17 protein-coding genes, 1 tRNA gene and 3 pseudogenes are annotated in these 20226 nt (G+C 42.9%); 13 read left to right on the forward strand and 8 right to left on the reverse strand.

Annotation, left to right across the window (positions count from 1 at the left end):
- Positions 1-6: 6 nt before the first annotated feature.
- From ACQY1Y_RS11385 to ACQY1Y_RS11395, 3 genes are all read left to right on the forward strand, one after another.
- The gene (locus ACQY1Y_RS11385) at positions 7-957 is read left to right on the forward strand and encodes a glycosyltransferase family 10 domain-containing protein (RefSeq protein ID WP_002774912.1); all 951 of its coding nucleotides are present in this window, start codon (positions 7-9) and stop codon (positions 955-957) included.
- 190 nt (positions 958-1147) lie between these two features.
- The gene (locus tag ACQY1Y_RS11390) at positions 1148-2293 is read left to right on the forward strand and encodes a glycosyltransferase (RefSeq protein WP_287636757.1); all 1146 of its coding nucleotides are present in this window, start codon (positions 1148-1150) and stop codon (positions 2291-2293) included.
- Positions 2294-2563: 270 nt separating this feature from the next.
- On the forward strand, positions 2564-3241 hold the full coding sequence (locus ACQY1Y_RS11395) for a Uma2 family endonuclease (RefSeq protein ID WP_430014597.1): 678 nt from the start codon (positions 2564-2566) through the stop codon (positions 3239-3241).
- Between the two features lie 311 nt (positions 3242-3552).
- Here the strand turns inward: ACQY1Y_RS11395 and ACQY1Y_RS11400 are convergent.
- A tRNA-Leu gene (locus ACQY1Y_RS11400) sits at positions 3553-3635 on the reverse strand.
- A gap of 73 nt (positions 3636-3708) precedes the next feature.
- On the opposite strand from ACQY1Y_RS11400, the gene lgt reads away from it, so the two are divergent.
- Together lgt and ACQY1Y_RS11410 are read left to right on the forward strand one after the other, a co-directional pair.
- Positions 3709-4560, forward strand: a complete 852-nt coding sequence (gene lgt / locus ACQY1Y_RS11405) for a prolipoprotein diacylglyceryl transferase (protein ID WP_002774907.1) — start codon at positions 3709-3711, stop codon at positions 4558-4560.
- 12 nt (positions 4561-4572) lie between these two features.
- Positions 4573-5523, forward strand: coding sequence for a branched-chain amino acid ABC transporter permease (locus ACQY1Y_RS11410; RefSeq protein ID WP_002732959.1), 951 nt, complete (start codon positions 4573-4575; stop codon positions 5521-5523).
- A 6-nt stretch (positions 5524-5529) separates the two neighbouring features.
- On the opposite strand, the gene ACQY1Y_RS11415 is transcribed toward ACQY1Y_RS11410, so the two are convergent.
- From ACQY1Y_RS11415 to ACQY1Y_RS11425, 3 genes are all read right to left on the reverse strand, one after another.
- Positions 5530-6528 carry a Gfo/Idh/MocA family protein gene (locus ACQY1Y_RS11415; RefSeq protein ID WP_430014598.1) on the reverse strand — a complete coding sequence of 333 codons (999 nt, stop codon included), beginning with the start codon at positions 6526-6528 and terminating at the stop codon, positions 5530-5532.
- A 229-nt stretch (positions 6529-6757) separates the two neighbouring features.
- Positions 6758-7033 (reverse strand): hypothetical protein, encoded by a 276-nt coding sequence (locus ACQY1Y_RS11420; protein ID WP_002733655.1) that lies wholly within the window; start codon positions 7031-7033, stop codon positions 6758-6760.
- Between the two features lie 376 nt (positions 7034-7409).
- Entirely contained in the window at positions 7410-7970 is a 561-nt protein-coding gene (locus ACQY1Y_RS11425) for a DUF721 domain-containing protein (protein ID WP_430014599.1), read from the reverse strand.
- A gap of 217 nt (positions 7971-8187) precedes the next feature.
- On the opposite strand from ACQY1Y_RS11425, the gene ACQY1Y_RS11430 reads away from it, so the two are divergent.
- The 3 genes from ACQY1Y_RS11430 to ACQY1Y_RS11440 all read left to right on the forward strand — a co-directional run bounded on the left by ACQY1Y_RS11430 (position 8188) and on the right by ACQY1Y_RS11440 (position 10717).
- Positions 8188-9078 carry a hypothetical protein gene (locus ACQY1Y_RS11430; protein ID WP_430014600.1) on the forward strand — a complete coding sequence of 297 codons (891 nt, stop codon included), beginning with the start codon at positions 8188-8190 and terminating at the stop codon, positions 9076-9078.
- Positions 9079-9100: 22 nt separating this feature from the next.
- Complete coding sequence (locus tag ACQY1Y_RS11435; RefSeq protein WP_002734761.1) at positions 9101-9757, forward strand: PspA/IM30 family protein; 657 nt, start codon at positions 9101-9103, stop codon at positions 9755-9757.
- 186 nt (positions 9758-9943) lie between these two features.
- Positions 9944-10717, forward strand: coding sequence for a PspA/IM30 family protein (locus ACQY1Y_RS11440; RefSeq protein ID WP_430014601.1), 774 nt, complete (start codon positions 9944-9946; stop codon positions 10715-10717).
- A gap of 377 nt (positions 10718-11094) precedes the next feature.
- Here ACQY1Y_RS11440 and ACQY1Y_RS11445 read toward each other — a convergent pair.
- Positions 11095-11475 (reverse strand): annotated as a pseudogene (locus tag ACQY1Y_RS11445) (IS1634 family transposase); the annotation flags it as partial.
- Positions 11476-11620: 145 nt separating this feature from the next.
- Between ACQY1Y_RS11445 and ACQY1Y_RS11450 the strand changes: the two are divergent.
- Positions 11621-13357, forward strand: coding sequence for an IS1634 family transposase (locus ACQY1Y_RS11450; protein ID WP_430014641.1), 1737 nt, complete (start codon positions 11621-11623; stop codon positions 13355-13357).
- A gap of 73 nt (positions 13358-13430) precedes the next feature.
- Here ACQY1Y_RS11450 and ACQY1Y_RS11455 read toward each other — a convergent pair.
- Positions 13431-14690, reverse strand: a pseudogene (locus ACQY1Y_RS11455) (IS1634 family transposase); the annotation flags it as partial.
- Positions 14691-14836: 146 nt separating this feature from the next.
- Between ACQY1Y_RS11455 and ACQY1Y_RS11460 the strand changes: the two are divergent.
- From ACQY1Y_RS11460 to ACQY1Y_RS11475, 4 genes are all read left to right on the forward strand, one after another.
- Positions 14837-15343 (forward strand): PspA/IM30 family protein, encoded by a 507-nt coding sequence (locus tag ACQY1Y_RS11460; protein ID WP_430014670.1) that lies wholly within the window; start codon positions 14837-14839, stop codon positions 15341-15343.
- Between the two features lie 354 nt (positions 15344-15697).
- On the forward strand, positions 15698-16846 hold the full coding sequence (locus ACQY1Y_RS11465) for a Re/Si-specific NAD(P)(+) transhydrogenase subunit alpha (RefSeq protein ID WP_430014602.1): 1149 nt from the start codon (positions 15698-15700) through the stop codon (positions 16844-16846).
- Positions 16847-16986: 140 nt separating this feature from the next.
- Positions 16987-17283, forward strand: coding sequence for an NAD(P) transhydrogenase subunit alpha (locus tag ACQY1Y_RS11470; RefSeq protein WP_002733247.1), 297 nt, complete (start codon positions 16987-16989; stop codon positions 17281-17283).
- Positions 17280-18689, forward strand: a complete 1410-nt coding sequence (locus ACQY1Y_RS11475; RefSeq protein ID WP_430014603.1) for an NAD(P)(+) transhydrogenase (Re/Si-specific) subunit beta — start codon at positions 17280-17282, stop codon at positions 18687-18689. The genes ACQY1Y_RS11470 and ACQY1Y_RS11475 overlap by 4 nt, the downstream gene beginning before the upstream one ends.
- Before the next feature lie 58 nt (positions 18690-18747).
- On the opposite strand, the gene ACQY1Y_RS11480 is transcribed toward ACQY1Y_RS11475, so the two are convergent.
- Both ACQY1Y_RS11480 and ACQY1Y_RS11485 read right to left on the reverse strand, forming a co-directional pair.
- Positions 18748-18987: a hypothetical protein gene (locus ACQY1Y_RS11480; protein WP_002774884.1), complete on the reverse strand. Its 240-nt coding sequence runs from the start codon at positions 18985-18987 to the stop codon at positions 18748-18750.
- Between the two features lie 445 nt (positions 18988-19432).
- Positions 19433-19753, reverse strand: a pseudogene (locus ACQY1Y_RS11485) (RNA-guided endonuclease TnpB family protein); the annotation flags it as partial.
- Positions 19754-20226: the final 473 nt, after the last annotated feature.

The following is a 20226-nucleotide window of genomic DNA, read 5'->3' on the forward strand; positions in this document are numbered from 1 at the left end:
TAATTTGTGACAGAAAAAATAGTAGGTATGCTCAGCAGCTATCCCAATTTAAATCAGGGAGATTGGCTATGGAAACAAACTCCTTATCCCATGGGAGTTTGGGGTAATATTTCCATGCAAGCTAACGCTCCTGAGCCAGATTACTTGTTACTTTATCAGTTTGATTTTCCGGAACCAAAGAAAGAGCAAGGCGGCTGGAAAAATTGGCTCAAAAAACCAGCAAAGCCACAGCAGGCACTTCCATCTATTTTGGGGAGAGTTCCCAAGGAACGCATTATCTATCTCTTAAGAGAACCGCCCTTACCAGAAGTGTTATCGACCAATCTGGAAAATTACCGCATCGCCAGCGAGTATTGTGGCTATGTATCAGGTCCGGATGATTACGCGCCTCAACCATACTATATGCCTGCCGACTGGCACATAAGCAACAGCTTTCGAGATCTGGCCGATTTGCCCTGTCCGGAAAAAATTCGCCTCTGCTCTTGGATTACCTCTGGAACTACCCGCACAGCCAATCATCGCCACCGTTTGTCCTTTATGCAGCTAATCAAAGATAACGAACTTCCTTTCGATTTTTATGGGCGAGGTTTGCCGGACTGGACGGGTTCGAGAGGCTCGGTACAAAATAAATGGAATGTCCTAGCTCCCTACTACTACAATCTGGCCATAGAAAACTACGCACAGAGTAGGTGGTATATCAGCGAAAAGCTCTGGGATCCGCTATTAGCTTGGTGTCTACCTATTTATTACGGTGGAGCGGATGCAGAGAAACTATTGCCACCGAAAAGTTTCTTACGCCTGCCCAGTTTGGATCAAAAAGGAGTTGATTATTTGCGAGAGGTCACTTCTAGTTTGGATGCTTGGCACGAAGCGAAAGAAGCGATCGCCGAAGCGAGACAAGTTATCCTGTACGAGCTGAATCTACTTAACTGGCTCTCTAATTTCGTGGTATCCTAAATGCCAATGGTTCTCTTCGGTTTTGTTGGCAAATTGTTCTATATGATGCCTATTAGCCGCAACTATGAATGCTCCTAAATCAGGACGAAAACTGGGACGGTAGGGACAGAAGGTGTTTTCCTGAGTACAGGATAAACAAGAGAGCCAAGCAATTGTTAAAACAAGTATTTCGTATATTGGTGGTTAAAAAATGCTGAAAAAAACTATTGGAGTCTATATGCCCTATTTTATGGGAGGAGGTGCTGAATCTGTGGCTCTCTGGATACTAGAAGCCTTAAAAGAAAAATATGACTTAACTCTTTTCACCTTTTACTATCCAGACTGGGAAAAGCTAAATAAGTTGTATGAAACATCCCTCAGTCCCAAAGAAGTTAAAGTTGTTTCTGTATTACCAAAAAGTTGGCAAGGCATCTCAGAGTTTCTCATCAGTAATAATCCTCATTTTCGGCAGATATCCATTCATTTAAGCCTGCGTTATTTAAAAGAAAGAGCCAAAAATTATTCCTTGGTGATATCAGCTTGTAATGCGGCCGATCTAGGCGTACCAGGAATCCAATATATCAATTGGGTTAAAGTCCTTGAAGGTGGTAAAATACACCAGAATATGCCCTACCTAAATATCTCCAATTTTTCTGTAGATAACCTCAAAAAGAATCTGTCTATTTCTAACTCTTTTGATGTAGCCAAAGCAGTCAAAGAAGTTTACGGGCTTGATAGTACCGTTATCTATCCCCCAGTGGTCATTCCCGTTAAGGATATTGCTCCGGAGCAAAAAGAGAATGCTTTTGTAATTAGCGGTAGGTTAACAGTAGATAAAAGTCCAGATTTCGGCATTAAAGTCTTAAAAGCAGTGCGGGAGAGAGGATTTTCCATCAAACTCCATATAACTGGGGGAGCTGGGGGAGCTTTTAATAAAAAGTATCAACACTATATTGAACAATTGGTAGCAGAAAATTCCGACTGGATTCAACTGTATAAGGATCTTCCCTATGCAGATTATTGTAATATACTGTACAAATGTAGGTATGGTATCCATCCCAAGAAAGACCAGTTTGGTATCTCCGTAGCCGAAATGGTGAGAGCAGATATCATTCCCTTTGTACAGAAAATAGGAGGTCAAACTGAAATCGTCGGTAAGCACAATACAGAATTGCAATTTAACAGTATGGAAGAAGCAGTAGAAAAGATTATTGCAGTAATTAGTAATGAAAAGAAACAGGAAGAGCTTTTAATGTCCCTCTCCCATCAAAAGTCTCTTTTTTCATCAGAGAAATTTCAAAGGGAAATCAGTCAATTTGTAGATAATTATTTCTCTGACAACGTTTCCGAAACCTAGGCAAGAGATTCTAACGCTTGCACATACTATGTGACTACATCATCCCAGGTCCACAGGCGGGGAGCATCTCACTTGTGCAACAAGTATTAATGCTTATGGCTGTCAAAAACTATAAAACCTTGAACTTTAAACCCCAACTAAGTTGAGACCCGTAGTTTTTCCTCCTCTATTTTAAGATGAGTTTTACTCCATAAGTGATCGGCCAAAACGAGAGGCACGCTATATTGATCACTATTCTAAAATGGAAGCAGGGGATTTTTGCTTGAATCTATGACTGTAACACTGCTTGCACCACCGGCTGAAATAATTCACCTGTCCGGGATTAGCTGGAAAACCTACGAAACGCTGCTCGCAGAAATGAGCGATCGCCGTCTCCGGCTGACCTACAATCGTGGCAATTTAGAAATCATGGCTCCTTCGACCGGACACGAATTTAGTAAAACCCTCATCGGTCGCTTTGTCAAAACCCTAGCGGAAGAATCAGCAGTCCCGATTTATCCCCTCGGTTCTACCACCTTTAAACGCCCTCAATTAAGCGGTGCAGAACCCGATGAATGTTTTTATATTGATAATATTGAGGCGGTTCGGGGGAAAAAGCGACTGGACTTAAATGAAGACCCACCACCGGATTTAGTCATAGAAATTGATGTCACCAGCAGTTCTCAAAATCGCCTTCAGGTTTATGCATATCTAGGCGTGGCAGAGGTTTGGGTTTATAATGGGGAATCTCTGGTTATCCAACAATTACAAAATGGCAGTTATATCACCTCCCCAACCAGTCAATTTTTTATAAATATTCCTATTTCAGAGATTGCTATATTTTTACAACAAGCTGAGACATTGGATTACCTAGAGTTAGTAAAAGCATTTGGGACTTGCGCTTTGATAATGTACCTTTTGGGCGAACGCAGTTCGCCCCTACATTGTGGACAAAATCGGTTACTGTAGGGGCGCAAAGCTTGCGCCCTCCGATCGATCAGGTTTGCTGATCGATCGGAGGGCGAGAGCCTTCGAGAGCCCCCGCAGCTAAGGGACTTGCGCTTTGATAATATGCCATCTGGCTGGTCTGATTCTTCTACAGAGCGATTTTCTGGCTGGGATATTATTCCCACGCAAGTCCCTTTCGGAATTGGGTAAGAAGTCAGCTGAAAAAATAAATCTGAACCGGAGTCTCAAAAATGGAAATTAACAAGTTTCCCCTTTTGGGTCGTCGGTCGTCAATACCAAATCAGGTTACACCTCATCGACCCGAAGGTTAATGCGGATGGAGGGACTCGAACCCACACATCGAAAAGATACTAGAACCTAAATCTAGCGCGTCTACCAATTCCGCCACATCCGCAAATATAGCACTGCACCTAATCATAGCATAAGATACTATAGGAAAGATAAAATTTTTTATTCTTAATAATTTTATGCTCTTAGGTTTTGTCTTTCAGTCTCCCGGCCCCGTCCTCTGGGAGATCGGACCAATTTCGGTGCGCTGGTATGGATTTCTCATCGCTATGGCGGTATTATTGGGTGTCACCCTCTCCCAGTACCTAGCTCAAAAAAGAGCGATCGATCCCGATTTAATCGCTGATTTGGCCATTTGGTTAGTAGTGGGGGCCATACCTGCAGCCCGTTTGTACTATGTTCTCTTTCAGTGGCAAGAATACGCGCAAAATCCTGCCGATATTATCGCCATTTGGAAGGGAGGTATCGCTATTCACGGGGCAATTATCGGGGGTTTGCTGGCAGCCCTAATCTTTGCTCGCATTAATCGGGTTTCTCTTTGGCAATTACTCGATCTGGTGGCACCTTCAGTTATTCTCGGTCAAGCGATCGGACGTTGGGGTAACTTTTTTAATTCGGAAGCTTTTGGCAGTCCGACTAATTTACCTTGGAGGTTGTTTATTCCTCCCGCTAGTCGTCCTTTAAAATATATCACCGTCGATTATTTTCACCCCACCTTTCTCTACGAATCTATCTGGAATCTGGGAGTTTTTGCCCTACTCATCTATCTATTTTTCTGGGGTTTAAAACACCCTAGTAAATTAAAAATTGGCACCCTTACCCTAGTCTATTTTATCGCCTACAGTCTTGGTAGATTCTGGATCGAAGGACTACGCACCGATAGTTTAATGTTTGGGCTTTTGAAAATGGCGCAAATAATTAGTTTAGGAGCGATCGCTGTTGGTCTTTTCGGTTTATTCTGGTTATATAAACTCCAGCGTCCTTTACCGGATGTGGTGGCGACCGTCAGTTATAATCAAAAGTTACCCTAGCTAACCCTGACAATGGATCTAGTAACAATTTTTCAACAGGTTTTAAACGGTTTATCGATCGGTAGTGTCTATGCTATTTTTGCCCTTGGTTACACTTTGATTTTTTCCATTTTAGGGATTATCAATTTTGCCCATGGCGCAATTTTTACCCTCGGTGCCTATTTTACCTACGCTCTAACAGGGGGAGTTTTCGGTTTTAATGGTCTATTAGCTAATGCCAAATTACCCTTTTCCTTACCCTTTTTTTTAGCCCTCTTACTAGGCTGTATCCTTTCAGGTTTCACCTCAGTTCTTCTGGAAAGATTAGCCTTCAAACCCCTCCGGGTACGGGGTTCCGATTCTCTCTTAACTTTGGTTTCTAGCCTAGGGGCAGCCGTGGTAATTGTCAATGTTATTCAATACTTATTCGGAGCAGAAATTTATACTTTTCCCGATGATATTTATGGCAATCTTCCCCCCGCAATTAATTTTGGTACAGCCGATCGCCCCGTGGCAATTCGCACAATTCAGATTATTATTTTTCTGGTTTCAGCAGTTATGGTTGCTTTACTAACTTATTGGGTTAATTTTACCAAAATGGGCAAAGCTTTACAAGCAGTAGCTGAAGATGTCACCACGGCCAGTTTGTTGGGGATCAATCCCGAAAAATTTATCGTGATTACCTTTTTTATTAGTGGTGCCTTGGCAGGTTTAGCAGGAACTTTAGTCGGTTCTAGTGTTAGTATTGCCGGTCCATATTTCGGTATTGCTTTCGGATTAAAAGGTTTAGGAGTGATTGTTTTAGGGGGATTGGGAAGTATCCCCGGAGCAGTAATCGGTGGTTTATTATTGGGTATTGCCGAAGCTTTTGTTCCCGCAGAATATTCCGGTTATCGAGAAGCGATCGCTTTTGCTATTCTCTTTATTATGTTGTTAGTTCGTCCCCAGGGTTTACTAGGCAGAAAGTTAATTCAAAAAGTCTAAGTCGGTTTAATTACCCGAGAGAAAAACTGTTTTTCCTGACAAAGAAGATTGATAGGCAGCGTAGGCCACTTCTAGGGCATAAAGACTGGCTTGGGGAGTAACATAAAGAGGAACCTGATCGAACAGATAATCTAGCACCATGGCGGTATCTTTAGCAAAAAGACCACGACGGGTTTCCACTTCTAAAACTTGGCTACCTTCACTATTAATTAACTGCCCTTTTTCCCCTTCAAAAATTAAGCTGCCCCCCTCACCATGAATAGTGAAAGTTCGCTCATTTTGCCAAAAAACTTCGCCTTTGCCGTAGGTAACTTCGGCAATTAAGCCATTTTTAAATAATAACTGCGCCTCACACAAACAGGCCAGAAAATAATCGGATTCCGGGGCATTCCAATAACGACAATGACAGGATACGGACTCCACTTCCCCAAATAAATTAGTAAAGCGATGGATACGAGAAAGGGCAGCGATCAAAGGAAACCCGAATAAATCCCGATGAAATGTCCAGCGCCGGGGTGCTGGTCTGCCGGGGGCGATTGTGGTATAACGGGCTAGGTGGATATTGCCGAGGCTGTCTAAATACTGCTGTTGGGTTTGATGCAGTCCCCCCAAAAGTTCAATATGTTCGACGTGCAGTAATTTGTTCTCGGTTTCGGCTAGGGTGATTAATTCTGCTGCCGCTGCCGGGTGAAAAGCCAGAGGATACTCGACGATAACGTGCTTACCAGATTTTAAGGCAGTACGGGCGATCGAGGCATGGGCCTGATTAACGTTGGCAATGACAATCAGATCGAGATCAGGATGACTGGCCAGGCTTATTGCCGAATCTAGGGCAGAAATTTGGTATTTTTGCGAGAAATTAACGATCGATTCGGGACTATTACCGCTAAAATACAGAAGCTGGGCGCGATCGTCGGCTTGCAAGCTTTCAGCGCGACGTTGAGCGGCGAACCCTGTGCCAACTATACCAATTTTTAAGGGACGATGAGAAGTCATCAGGGGCATTCTGGCGACATTAATTATCGGGAAGTGGGGTGTGGGGTGCGGGGTGCGGGGAGAATAAATAAAAACAATCTCCTGACTCTTGCCGACTGCCTCTTGCTTTTCCCAGCTTTATCTTAGCAATCAACTCATCTATTATCTCAAAAATAGCGCCCTGAAAGATGTGGGAGGGTGAATTCATATTTTTAATGGGCAACGCCAATTTTTTGCTCCTGTTTAGGCCCTAGACATTCTAAACCGCCATCGGTTGTCGGGGAGCATGACGACTAGGGGAAACCACTACGGGAGTGGGCGACACTGCACAGGTTAATTCTAGAGACTGTTCTAAACTAACCACCCGATTGAGTTCTTGCCATTCAGTGCCAAAAGGAGGCATCGCTAGAGCGCAGGCTTTCCAATGAGCTTCGACGGGAACATCTAGTTGTTGACAAGTGCCACCGCGCCGACCTTGGGTTTGATAGTATCGGCAGTATCGACAGGAAGAAGTAAGAAAGTTTGCGGCTTGCATGGGTTGGCTTTAAAAGGAAGATGATTATAAAGAACTCAAGGGATGACTCTCTTTTCGCTCTGTGTAATATTGTCCTACCCCGTGCCAAGGGTATTTTCCTGACTAGCATAGCTAGGACTGATACGCCATATAGTTTTTAGTGATCCCCAAAAAAAATTTTGTTTTTAGAATCTTTTAATAGTTACTTTGCAAAAAGCAGCACTGTCTCAAAACAGAGGAGTTAAACTCAGTTGTGGCCGAGGTTATCGGCTCTGGTATCGGCGATAACAAAGCGGGGATCAAGCCTTAGCCGAATAGAATTGATGAATACAGGTTCAATTAAGACAGAAAAGATCGGCCAATTGATTCCCGACTCAAAAGCACTCTTTCCACAAGACTATAAAAAAATTGAATCTTTTACCCCGCCCGACTGGGCAAAACAAAAAGCACAACATTGCCAACGCTCAAGCTCTCCGGAGGGACTGGGAGACTGACAACGAGGACAAATCGGCCAAGATCGGGTTCTATGAACTATTTTCTGGCTCCAACTCTCTAAACTGTCCAGTTGCCGGGGATTTTCTGGCGGTTTTTCCGGGGTGACATAACTAGGATGATCTCTCAGGGATTTAGGTGCGATCGCTTCTGGAGGAATTAACTGACTATCTTGCTGCCAACGGGCAGCAGAAAAGCGGATATCGCCCAAGGGAGTCTCTAACTGACTATTAAGCCGTTTTAATAAGCTATAGCGTTGTAAAGACAATTCCTGTGCTAAAGCGGCGCTACTGGTAGCCACCGATAAAACCCCGCGATTGAGGGAAAAAGGCCGAGTTTGCTCCAACAGACGGGGATTAATAATTTTTGGCCATAATTGCAGCACTTGCTCATAGTGGCGATATTCTTCCCAACCCGCCTGTTGAGTAATAACCGCTAAAATTTTGTCAAGAGAATGTAAAGACATCTGGAAAATCTAGAGAGTACCACGTTAGACTAGGACGAAAAAACCCCTAAGTAGCTGGTTATAATTAAATTAAAAATGGATTTTAGGTTCGATCCCCCCTGCCCCCCTTGATAAGGGGGGTGCCGATCCCCCCTTAGTCCCCCCTTGATAAGGGGGGTTTCTGATAATTTTTAACGCCTACCTACTTAACTTTTCAGCATAACCCTATAATACCGTCATGAAATCCGATCGACCCCCATCCTCCCAAGATTTGCCCCTCTCGATCGTCCATCAACCCAGTTCAGCCATTGATCCCGCTCAGGAACCAGAATACCTAGAAGCTACTGTCATTAACGTCTATCCCCCAGCTAAAGATGTCTTTTTTACCCCTTGGGGCATCCGGGCAATGGTGATCTTTTTAATTGCTAATAGTCTCCTCAGTCTCAATCAATGGTTAACCAACACCACCCCGAGGAAAGCTGAGACTTCGCTGCTGGGTCAGCACAAAAATAACTCCCGCCACCTCGATCGATTGATAGTGATCGCTCGTCCAGTAGAGAAAACTCCTCAAACCAGTCCGATCGCTAATATTCCCGCTCCTCCCGTTAAAACTAGCCCGATCGCTAACATTCCCGCTCCACCAGTGGTTCAGAGTCCCCCCACCGCCATCAATCTGACTAATACTCTCTTACCGCCGAATCCGCCACCGTCCCTCATACCCGCCCATCCATTACCCGTCAGTAAGATCCAGCAATCTTTACCCGTCGCCCCCCCGGACCCCAATACCCCGCCCGTATCTTCCCTCGTTTCCCCACCACCGCCACCACCGCCCCAAGTCACCCCCGTCCCCTCTCCGGCGGTCATTAACGAACGAATGTTAGAGGAATTGCGCCAAAGAGAAGAATCACCCGCTAATTTACCCTTTTTTCAACGGGAAAAAGCCCGTCGTCTGGCTAATCAAAACCCACAGGATGCCACGGAGTTAATGAAACAGTTACCGCCAGAATTACAAGCATCCCCTTCTCCCTCTCCCAGTAGTCCGGCACCCCCAGAAACAGCCGATCCCTCCCAGTCCCCCGTTCCTAGTTCTATCATTATTGATAGGAGCGGCACTTCGGTAAACTATTAGGGTTGGTATCGGGAGGACGGTAATGGGTTTGTTTGAGCGCATGGGCCAAGCAATTCGCGCCCAAGTCAATAGTCTGATTCAGGAAAATCAAGATCCGGAAAAACTGCTGGAAAAAGCGATCTTGGCGATGGAAGGGGAATTGATCCAAATGCGACAAGCCCTAGCGGCAGCCGTCGCTACCCAGAAACGCACCGAGCGCCAACGACAACAACAGGAAAAAGCCGCCCAAACTTGGCACGAACGCGCCCAATTAGCCCTACATCACGGTAACGAAGAACTCGCCCGTCAAGCTCTCAGCCAATGGCAAACCTATCAAAGTCAGATCGCCCCCCTACAAACCTCCCTGCAACAACAGACGGCTATTATACAAAAGTTAAAGAAAGAACTCTTGACAATTGAACGCAAATATGCTGAGATGAAAGCACAGAAAAGCCTTTATCTGGCCAGATTGCGATCAGCGAGTGCCAGTCAAAAAGCCCAAGAAATTATGGGCAGTTTGAACAGCAGTCAGATGGGTACTATTTTCGAGAAATTAGAAGCAAAAGTCCTAGAAGCCGAATCCCAAGCCGATTTAATCGGGTATAAAGACCCCTTAGAGCGACAATTCCAAGATTTGGAGGGACAAAAACAAATTGAAGCGGAATTACTCAAGTTAAAACAAGAAAACTTGGATGAGTGATGTGGGGTGTGGGGTGTAGGGTGTGAGGTGTGGGGAGAAAAAAGCTGTCTCCTGACTCTTGACTCCTAACTCCTATCGCCTATCCTAGCTCTCGTGGTTTATATTAGAGAATAAGCCGTTAGGCAAGATAGGAAATTTTAAGAACAGTTAACTGATTTAGTACACACCGAGAGGAACAAGAGCGTCATGGGTTTATTCGATCGCCTTAGCCGAGTTGTCCGAGCTAACCTCAATGATATGGTGAGCAAGGCTGAAGATCCAGAAAAAATGCTGGAGCAAGCTGTCAGTGATATGCAAGAGGATCTAGTACAGGTACGTCAAGCGGTTGCTAGAGCGATCGCTGAACAGCGACAAACGGAACAAAAATACAGCAAAGACCAGTCAGAAGCCAATAAATGGGAACAAAGAGCCAAATTAGCCCTTTCTAAAGGGGATGAAAATCTCGCCAGGGAAGCTCTTAAACGCAAGAAAGATTTCACGGAAACCGCCGCCATTCTCAAAAATCAACTGGATCAGCAAACGGTACAGGTAGATAGTCTGAGAAAAAACTTGATTGCGCTCGAAAGTAAGATTTCTGAGGCAAAAACCAAGAAAAATATGTTAGTAGCTCGCTCCAGAGCCGCAAAAGCTAACGAACAACTCCAAAAAACCCTCGGCAGTATCGATACCAGTAGTTCCATGTCCGCTTTTGAGCGCATGGAAGCAAAAGTTATCGAGTCGGAAGCCCGTGGTCAAGCGATCGCTGAAATCGGTGGTGTCGGCATCGAACAGGAATTCGCTAGACTAGAATCGGGTAGCGATGTGGAGGATGAATTAGCAATGCTGAAAGCACAAATGTCCGGGGGAACATTACCCGGTACAGCTTCTAGTCAACCCACTTTACCCCAAGCAACCACCGTCAGGGATTCGGCAGTGGATGCGGAATTAGAGGAATTGCGATCGAAGTTAAAAGAACTGTAAAACTTTGAGAGCGTCGAGACGTACTATCTACGGTACGTCTCTATTTATTAATTTTGTTGTTGAGATAGGGAATATTAATTGCTAGTCATAATTAACCATCACTATTATGCGGGATGATTTATCTAATTTACGTTCCTCAATTATCGAACCCATATTCCGCACTTCACTTTGAAGTATAAAAAACTACAGGTCTTTTCAAAGAAAAAAAATCAGAATAATCAAAAAAAATACTCAACCAATCAGATGTTGAGGAGAAATCATAAAATGCCAAATATTTTTTCGGCTCGAAGAGTTAAACTAAGTCACAACAATTCGAGGAGTAGTGACTCTCCTATAAGCATATTACTCAATTGTTATCAACTTTGTTGCTTTGTTATTTAGACTAACGATGACAGATAATATTTTTGACAAGATGAAGGCAGAAAATTTAAAATAAAACGGCGTTCTTCAGTTAAATTGACAATTTGCTTGACCCCATTCACAATAAAAATATGAATGCCCTGAAAACATTGAAATATCCATCTCATTGTGGGACGACTCGTTAATTTACTGACTTGATTTTTGACTCCAGCCTTTGCTCTTTTTAAGCTATTTCTTAGTTCTCTTTGTCCGAGGTTATAGACTAACAAGCAGAAAGACATCAAGAATAACATTGTCTCGATTCTTTCCGTTTTTTTAACAAAGAAACTATCCGCAAAAAATAAAGGCTCTTTCAAAAATCTAAATCCTCTTTCACAAGACTGTTGATTTTTATAACTGAACTTCCCCCATACATATATACTATAATAGCCGAAAACCCTTATCCATCAATGGATACGCCCCTTAACTTTTCTTAATGTACCCATGTAATTTGTAACATTTCTTAATGGACAAGAATTCTCTCTATTTGCTAGAATGATAGCCATGTATATAGAAAAAGTTCCTAACCGTAATTCCCCCCCCGCCGTTCTTCTTCGGGAGTCCTACCGAGAAGGAGATCAAGTCAAAAAAAGAACCCTGGCCAATCTCTCAAAATTACCCGATGATATTATCGACAATCTGAAACTGGCTCTTAAAGGCGCAACACTGTCCATGACTGAAGGCATTCCCAATCATTTTGAAGTGATTAGAAGTCTTCCTCATGGTCATGTAATGGCTATTTTAGAGACGATTAAAAAATTAGGTTTAGATAAAATAATCAGTGAAAAATCCTCACGAATCAGAAACTTAGTGGTGGCGATGATTGTGGCAAGAATCATCAATCCTAAATCGAAACTAGCCACAGCGAGAGGGTTTAATAGCGAGACTTGTAGTCAGAGTTTAGGACAATTGTTAGACTTAGAGAAAGCCGATGAAGACGAATTATATAACGCCTTAGATTGGTTATTAGAAAAACAAGAGAAAATTGAGAAGCACCTAGCAATTAAACACTTAGAATCAGGAACATTAGTCTTGTATGATGTCACTTCTACCTACCTAGAAGGAAATGGTTGTGAACTGGGAAAATATGGTTATAACCGAGATAAAAAGAAAGGGAAAACTCAGATAGTTTTTGGTCTGCTCTGTTCAGCCAAGGGTTGTCCGATAGCGGTAGAAGTATTTGAAGGAAACACTTCAGACGGTGCTACTTTAAGCGGACAAATTGAGAAAGTCAGAAAGGGTTGGGGGATTGAGAATGTTGTCTGGGTAAGCGATAGAGGAATTTTAACCAACTCGAAAATCAACGAATTAGTAAAACCCATAGAAGGATTAGACTATATTACTGGTTTAACTAAGCCTCAAATTCGGAAACTGGCTGAGGTAGAAGTGATTCAATTAGGATTATTTGATCAGGTAAACTTGGTGGAATTTGAGAGTGAAGATTATCCCGATGAAAGATTAATTGCTTGTCGGAATCCCTTAATCGCCCAGAAAAATCAACTACAAAGAGAGGCATTATTAGAAGCGGTAGAGAAGGAACTAGATTTGATTGTTCAGGCGACTCAAAGGGAGAAAAGAGCTTTAAAGGGTCAAGATAAGATAGCTTTGAGAGTGGGCAAGGTTCTTAATCAGTTTAAGGTCAATAAATACTATAACTTAGAGATAACAGAAGAAGGCTTTTCTTATCAGCGTAAGCTGGAATTAATCGCTCAAGAAACGGCTTTGGATGGTGTGTATGTGTTAAGAACTTCTCTGGAGTCAACTTTGATGGATGCAGCGACGACGGTTAAAGCTTATAAAAGTTTGTCTCAAGTGGAGGAGGCATTTCGCTGTTATAAGTCAATTGATTTAAAGGTACGTCCTATATATCATTATAAGGGTGATAGAGTCAAAGCTCATATCTTTTTATGTATGTTGGCTTATTATGTGGAATGGCATTTAAAACAGTGCTTGGCTCCTTTGTTATTTGAGGATGAAGAAATTGATGATGGTTCTCTGAATGTGATTAAAGCGAGTCGCAGTGAATCCGCTCAGTCTAAAGAGAGAAAAAAACGGAATCAAGAGAACCTCCCTGTGCATAGCTTTCGGACTTTGTTGGAAGACCTGGGGACAATTTGCTTGAATACAGTGGAATGTACGATTAGGGAGGGAAGTTATCGTTTTTCTAAGATAACTCGACCGACCCAACTGCAACAAAAAGCGTTAGATTTATTGGGAGTTTCCCTGATTTGTACCCAGTAACGGGGCGGCGGAAATTCTCTTAATCCCTCCTACAGCATAGGTTATGGCCTTTTGTCAACGGGGAAGTCCAGTTATAAGTTGTCACCATTTCGGCTGAGTCTAATTTGTCTTCTTCATCAACTAAGTTAGTTGCTAAAATAAATCTGCCTGCTTCCTTTCTTCTTCTGACTATCTCTTCAGTTTTTTCTTGCCCTACGCCGCTAATTTTATAAATCGTTTTATGGTCTTTTGATTGACTGGCAATTAGGTCAATTTCTAGGATTTTAACGAGGTTTAATTTTTGATTAATTGCTCTTAATTTATATCGGGCTTGTTGGGGATTTTCAAACTCTTCTTTCTGCAAGCTCTTGAGAATTCTCTCCCCTTTGTCTTTTTCTTTTTTCAGGTTATTTTCTAGTTTTTTTAAGTCACTTATTTGTCTTTTTTCACTGGTTACTATTAGCCAGATTTGTTGGATTCCCCCATAAGTCACTTTTTCTTCTTTCCAGGTATATCCTTCTAAATTTAGCTCTGCCCTTTTTTCTCTTTCCTTGGCCTCTATTTCTTCCATTTCTGAATTTTGGACTAATTCTTTGGCTCTTTTTATCGTCATGGGAACTCTACTTATCCATTTTAGATGTTGAATTAGTTGAAGATTCTCTTGACTATATAAGGCACTGTCACAGACCATAATACTGTCAAATTTTATTTGTTTTTTAAATTCTACTAAGATTTTGCCAAAGACAGCTTTGTCCGCTTCATTTCCATCTCCGACTCTCACAAATAATGGTACGTCTCCATCCTCGGTTGTTATTAAGTCTAAGACGCATTGTTTCAAATCTGGTCGATGGTCACGAGAATATCCTTTGGTAATAATTATTGGTCTTTCTTTGAGCAGCTCTTCTTCTTTCTCTTTTTTTTCTTCACTTTTATATTCTCCATCTAGATGAAATGATGTGGCATCTAGATGAGAATATTTTGTCTCTATTTTAAATTTTTTGATGACCGATAAGACAACTTCTATAAAGATATCATTCAGTCCATGTTTGTATAATTCATCCATGACTCTCCCAATTTTATCATCATTGATATAATCGGTTTTTATTTCTTCTCCCAATAATTCTTCGATTCCTTTATCTTCAAAAAATTGACTAAATAAGTATAAAGGTCTTGAAACAAATCCTAATCCATTGATTAGAATAGCTTTGACCACTGTTCCTGCTGAAATTTTTTCTCGGGGGTCGATTCCTAATTTAGAGTTGATTATTTCAACTATTCCTATTTCGTCAATTAGCCCGGCTACTATTCCTAAGTGATCTAGGTTTTTAATTTTTACCTCTGAGATAGGAGACAATTTTTGTACCTTTAATAGATTTTTGAGCTTTTTGATTGTCTCACTTTTTTGGGACTAATTCTCTGAGTATTTTTACTTATTTTTTCTTGAATGAGTTTATGCTACTTTATACTACATTTTGAAGTGCGGAGTGTCGGATCGAAGTAATTGCCTTACAAAAAAGAGCCGAACAACAGTACAACCAAGCACAAGCTGAAGTTTTAAAATGGGAAGAAAGAGTTAAACTCGCTCTAGATAAAGGTGATGAGTCTCTGGCACGAGAAGCTAATATAAAGAAAAAACATCACATTAATACCGCAAATATTATTAAAAATCAACTGGAAAAACTGAATATCCAAGTTGATAAACTGAAAGAAAAATTGCCAATTTTAGAAAGAAAGATTAACGAAAAAAGTATCGGCAGTATAGATACTATTTACCCTTCAGCTTTTGAGCGCATGGAAGCAAAATTTATGCAGTCAGAAGCCAGTAGTCAAGCTGACGGTGAATTGGTTGACATCGATTCACTAGAAGCGAGTAGCGATGTGGATGATGAATTAGCACTGCTAAAAGCACGAATGTTACTGGGTAAAACTGCCCATCCACCCACCCTCAAGGATTCAGCAGTAGATGCAGAAATAGAGGAATTGCGATCAAAGTTAAAAGAACTGTAAAACTTTGAGATTGTCGAGACGTATTGCAGCCCTTCTCATCAATATGAAGTATAGCCTAATCTGGTATCTAAGACCGAAGACTAGCTAATGTTAACCGTTTTGGCGTTTCCCAGAACGAAAACTTTGTACCTCATCATTAGAAAAAAATCCCAAACAATGCCGCTCAAAACCCTTTAATTCTGAAGATAATCCTAAGATTCAGCCCGAAAAAGAGCCAGAAAGGTGAGGATAGCTAGGATGGAAGTGAAAAGCAATTTTGACTCGAAATTATCCCAAGGGATCGATCGCATTTAACGAAACCCTTACCCCAACAGCATAAGACAAGAGAAGGACTTATTAAGGAGAAACCCAGCCATGAAAATCGGCGTAATCAAAGAAAGTGACCAAGGCGAGGCGCGGGTGGCGCTAGTGCCGGATACCGTCGCCCGTTTAGTCAAGGCGGGATTTGAGGTAATTGTCCAAAATGGGGCGGGAATTAGTGCCAACTTTGCCGATAGTGCCTATAGTGCCGTGGGAGCCGCCCTGAGCGAAAACGGCGAATATATCTATGAAACTGCCGATATTATTCTCAAAGTCGTCCCTCCTAGCGATAGCGAGATCGATCGCCTGAAAAATGGTGGTATCCTCATCGGCTTTCTCGATCCCCTGCGGCAACCCCGGCGCATTGCCAAATTAGCCGATCGCGGAATCACCGCTTTGAGCATGGAATTAATTCCCCGCAGTAGTCGCGCCCAGAGCATGGATGCCCTCTCCTCTCAGGCTAACCTCGCCGGTTACAAAGCGGTACTCCTCGCCGCCGTGCAGCTGCCGAAAATGTTCCCGATGATGACTACCGCCGCCGGTACGATCGCCCCAGCCAAAGTGCTGGTATTGGGGGCAGGAGTTGCCGGATTGCAAGCTTGCGCCACCGCCCGCCGTTTGGGGGCAGTGGTGGAGGCTTTTGATATTCGTCCCCAAGTCAAAGAAGAAGTGCAGAGTGTCGGGGCGAAATTTATTGAAATGCCCCTAGAAGAAGATACCGTCGCCGATAACGGTTACGCCAAAGAGGTTTCTCTTAGCACACAGGAGCGCATTTGTCAAGCCCTAACGGAACCAATTAAGCGGGCTGATGTGGTGATCACCACAGCCCAAGTACCGGGGAAACAGGCCCCGCTGCTAGTCACCAAAGAAATGATCGCCACCATGAAACCGGGGTCGGTAATCGTTGATTTAGCGGCGGAACAGGGCGGAAATTGCGCCTACACCCAACCGGGACGAGAAATCATCGTTAATGGGGTAAAAATCGTCGGAGCCGTTAATCTTCCTGCCACAGTGGCCACCAATGCCAGCCAGATGTACGCCAAAAACCTGCAAATGCTGCTACAGCTTCTAGTCAGCAAAGAGGGCAGTTTAAACCTCGATTTTGCCGATGACATCATTGATAGTGCCTGTGTCACCCACGCTGGCGAAATCCGCAACCAACGCATTAAATCCGCCCTCAGTGAACAGTTATCCGCTTTTTAGCTATCAGGATTCAGGAGGCAAAAGGCAAAAGGCAAAAGGCAAAAGGCAGAAGGCGCAGCTTTGTTCTCCCCACACCCCACACCCCACACCCCACACCCCACACCCCAATCCCCAAACCCTATCCCCTTTTTACTTAACCAATGACTGCCCAACTTTTAACCGCTTTAGTGGTATTTGTCCTCGCTTCCTTTGTCGGTTTCGAGGTGATCAATAAAGTTCCTCCCACTCTCCATACACCCCTGATGTCGGGAGCCAATGCAATTTCAGGTATCGCCGTTGTCGGTGCGCTCCTCATCGCCGGAGGCACGGATTGGCACGAATTAACCGTAATTTTAGGGTTAATTGCCGTTATTTTGGCGATGGTTAACGTGGTCGGTGGTTTTGTCGTTACCGATCGAATGCTGCAAATGTTCAAGAAAAAAGAGGCTAAATCATGAATAATGCCCTGATCACAGGGATCGAGTTATCCTATCTACTCGCCGCCATTTTATTTATCATCGGTCTTAAACAATTATCTTCCCCCGCTACCGCCCGTCAAGGCAATTTTCTGGCTGCCATCGGGATGCTAATCGCCGTTATTGCCACCTTAATCAATCAAGAAATCCTCAGCTATGGTTTAATCGCCGTAGCGTTGGTGATTGGTTCAATTATCGGCCTAGTTTCGGCGCAAAAAGTCCCGATGACAGCTATGCCCCAAATGGTGGCGATTTTTAACGGTTTAGGCGGTGCTGCCAGTGCTTTAATTGCCATGGGCGAATACTGGCGTTTACTGCAAAGTGGTGAAAATATTGCCTTTGACTCGATACTGATCGCTATTTTGGGTATATTGATCGGTGGTGTCACTTTTACCGGTAGTGTCCTCGCTTTTGCCAAATTACAGGAATTAATCAGTGGTGCACCCGTAACTTTTCCTTTCCAGCAACCCTTTAACATTCTCTTACTACTCACCTTTTTAGGGGGTAGTGTCTATCTCTTTTTTAATCCCACCTCGATCGATGTTTTCCTGACTTTGGTGGGACTTTCCCTAATTTTCGGGGCTTTATTCGTGCTTCCCATCGGCGGCGGCGATATGCCCGTGGTTATCTCCCTCTTAAACTCTTTTTCGGGACTTGCCGCCAGCGTAGTCGGTTTTATCCTGATGAATAGTATGTTGATCATCGCCGGTGCTTTGGTGGGTGCGTCGGGGATTATCCTAACTCAGATCATGTGTAAAGCCATGAATCGATCGCTGGCTAGTGTACTATTTGGGGCATTTGGTACAGGTGCTAGTGCCGGAGGCGAAGCGAGCGCCACTTCTAGCCTCGATAAATCGGTTCATGCTATTGATTCAGAAGAAGGGGCTATGATGCTCGGTTATGCGCGTTCTGTGGTGATTGTACCAGGTTACGGCATGGCAGTGGCCCAAGCACAACACGCAGTGCGAGAATTGGCTGAACAGTTGGAAAAAAATGGCGTTGAGGTTAAATATGCTATTCACCCCGTGGCGGGAAGAATGCCAGGACACATGAATGTACTACTGGCCGAAGCTAATGTTCCCTATCCGCAGCTCTACGATATGGATGATATTAATCCTGAGTTTGAGCGCGTCGATGTGGCGTTAATTATTGGGGCGAATGATGTGGTTAATCCCGCTGCCCGTCATGATAAAGCTAGTCCGATTTATGGAATGCCGATTCTGGACGTGGATAAGGCACAGCACACGATCGTGATTAAGCGCAGTATGCGATCGGGTTTTGCTGGGGTAGAAAATGAATTATTCTACAATCCTAAAACTTTTATGCTCTTTGGTAGCGCTCAAGATGTGGTATCACAATTAGTATCACAAGTCAAGGATTTGTCATAATTCTTAACAAATAGGACGGGGTTTTCACCCCGTCTTTTTTTATGTGATTTTTCAGAGTTTAAAGATAATCAAGAACTAATTCCCCTTTGCTCACTTTTTCGGTAATTAAAGTTCTGACTAACTCTAATTCTTGTAGGGTCACTTTACCATCAGACCTCATAGCTAGAGCAATTCTTTCCCTTTCCCCTTGAGTGATCACGCCATCAACACTAGCCTGTTCGATAATAGCGCGCAACTTTTCTAGTTCCTGTTGTTCTTCTGTGGTTAATTCTGCTTGATTAGGACGAGATATTTCCATAAAAATTTCTCCTTGAGTGATCAACACAAACTTGGTAATTTTTTCTAAGTAGTAGAACCCCTGGCAGTTATCCCCAGTCAGGATCAGGAATCAGGGACGATGCCTAATCAGTTTACAGTTCATATTTGCTCGGAAACCCTCTCAACAAATACGTTTGTATTAAGAAGCATTAATAAAGCTGAGAGCCTTGACTATTGCCTCTGGGTTATTCCCTTGCCTCACGGTTAACTTTAATTTTGTTCGACCACTTAGAGTTGGCGAATACATTATAGCATTTATCTTAATGGTGAGAGAAACGCTGTAGTATAACTTTGTGTCTTTGTGCTTGACGAAAAAAGTTATCTTGTCCGCTCCAGAAACTAGGTTAATTTAATCTAATTCTACCTGCAAGGCTCGCAATTTCGCCTCTAGCATTTGCCCTCGTTGTTCAGCAGTTTCTGCCCGTTACGGAATGGGAATGTTTTTTAAACTTAGGGTAGCCTTTCTTTACTTTAACTTTATTTTGGCAATTATCGTAAAAACGAGTAATTGCCCGCAAGGTTCTTTCTACAGCAGTCTGGCAAGCATGGGAGTTTAAATCATCAACAAATTTAAACTCTTTTCTTAATGCTGTGTTGTACCGAAATAACTCTGTTTTGCCAACACCAGGATTATCCATCCAATAACGCAGGACTTTATTCCGAACAAATTGGGTTGTCCGTATTGCTTCGTTAATGGCTTCTATCTGATTAGGTTTTGGCTTAACTTTGTATTTTAGTACAAACATTTTGACAATGCTTGACCGAGTATCAACATCTTAATACAAAATTCCTTAAGTTGACAATACATATTTATTTAAAGCTGCCCGACCCTACACTAAAGGAAGGGTTTGTACCCAAATGTTCGATCAAACTAATCCTATTGAAAGATTAAAAAGGGTTTTACCATTATTCAGCAAGCCCTAATTTAGGTTATACTTCTGGCTGAATGGAAATTAATTTTGCACCACTACAAAATGTGAGACGGGGACGATCACGGAGTTACAGAACCGGTTAGGTTAAGATAAAATACCAGTGGTCGCTTTAATATCACCTAAATAGTCGGTTTTTTGTGTCTTTCCCTCGACTATCGGCTGCTACCACTGGTTTGCTGTTGTTTGTTGTTGTAATCTGAGGAAATATAGTTCTTGCGTTCCCAAGCGCCTGAACTGCATTTATCTCTCTAGTAAAAATTGTAACAGACAATACCCATTTTGTGTAA

The sequence above is a fragment of the Microcystis ichthyoblabe FBCC-A1114 genome (genome assembly GCF_050500245.1).
GTDB lineage: Bacteria > Cyanobacteriota > Cyanobacteriia > Cyanobacteriales > Microcystaceae > Microcystis > Microcystis ichthyoblabe_A.